A 1480-nucleotide genomic window follows, 5' to 3' on the forward strand; every position below is an offset into this window, starting at 1 on the left:
GTGCGCCGCCGCCTGGCCCAGCTGCCCGCCGCCGTGGTCGAAGCGCTGACCGTCGCCGCTGTGCTGGGTCGTGAGTTCCACCGCCAGGTCCTCGCGGCCTGCGTGGCCGCCCCGGCCGCGCAGGTCGACCGGCTACTCGACCGGGCGGTGACCGCCCGGCTGGTGGTCTCCCGGGGTGGTGGCCGCTTCGCGTTCGCCCACGACCTGGTCCGCGAAACCCTCTACGACGGGCTGACCGACGACGACCGGCAGGCCCGACACGCCGCGCTCGTCCGCGCGGTCGACGACCTGCCGGAGCTCACCGAACGGCTGATCCCGGCCGACCTCGCCCGCCACGCCTACCTCGCCGGCCCCGCGCTCGACCCGGCCCGGGTGGCCACCCTGCTGGTCGCCGCCGGGCGGGACGCGTTCGTCCGGCTGGCCGGCGACGAGGCGGCCGTGCACTTCCGTCGAGCGCTGGAGGTCGTCGACGACCGGGAACAACGAGTGCGCATCCTGGTCGAGTTCGGTGAGACGCAGTACCACCACGCCGGTCGGGAAGAGGCCATCGCGCTGCTCACCGAGGCCGGGGTGCTGGCTCGTACCCTCGACGACCCGGTGCTGCTGGCCCGCGTCGCCCTCATCGTGAACCGCGCCCGCCAGGTCGAGGTCGCCTTCTCCGTCGAGGCGGCGGAGCTGGTGCGCGAGGCGTACCGGCGGCTGATCGGCGAACCGGCCGCCGACGCGTCGGTCGGCACGCTGGTCGCCGACCTGATCACCGCGACCGAGACGATCGCCCGTCGAGGGCAGGACGACGAGGCGCTCACCTTCAGCCTCTGGGCCCGCCACGACACCACCTGGGGTTTGGGCACCGCGGCGGCCCGCGCCGCGCTCACCGCCGAGATCCGGGACGTGGCCCGCCGGACACCAGACCGGGAGACCGAGCTGTGGGCCACCGCGCTGCGCTGGGTGGCGCTGCTGGAGCTGGGCGATCCCGGCTTCATCGGGGAGTTCACCACCTTCGTCAACGCGGACCGGCACGGCGACCCCACCCGGTACCGGATAGCGGCCTCCGTCGACAGCGCCATCATCGCGGCCTTCCGAGGCGACTTCGCCGAGGCCGACGAGCGGTTCGCCGACATCACCGACATCGCTGACCCGAGCCATGCCGAGTTCGGGTTCATGGGCCATCACCTGCGCTGGTCCCGGCTGCTGCTTGAGGGTCGGTTCGCCGAGGCCGACACCCTGCTGGACGGGCTGGCCCCGACCGACTACCCCTACCGGGAGCTGCTGCAAGCGATCACCGCGGCGGAGCGGGGCGACGACGAGACGGCGGTGCGGCTGACCGCCGGCATCGAGGCCGCCGCCGTCCGGTACCCGCGCCCGGTGTCACCGCTCTGGCTCCGGCTACGCGCGCAGGCCGCTGCCGCGTCCGCCGACCCGCTGCGATGCGACGTCGCACGGGCCGCGCTCGCCCCGCATCGTGGAGAGTGGATGGTGG

1 pseudogene is annotated in these 1480 nt (G+C 74.3%); it reads left to right on the plus strand.

From position 1 onward, the window contains the following. Window positions 1–1480: pseudogene (locus KBX53_RS32675) on the plus strand (ATPase); the annotation flags it as partial.

It is taken from the genome of Micromonospora sp. M51 (assembly GCF_018070305.1).
Classification (GTDB): domain Bacteria; phylum Actinomycetota; class Actinomycetes; order Mycobacteriales; family Micromonosporaceae; genus Micromonospora; species Micromonospora parva.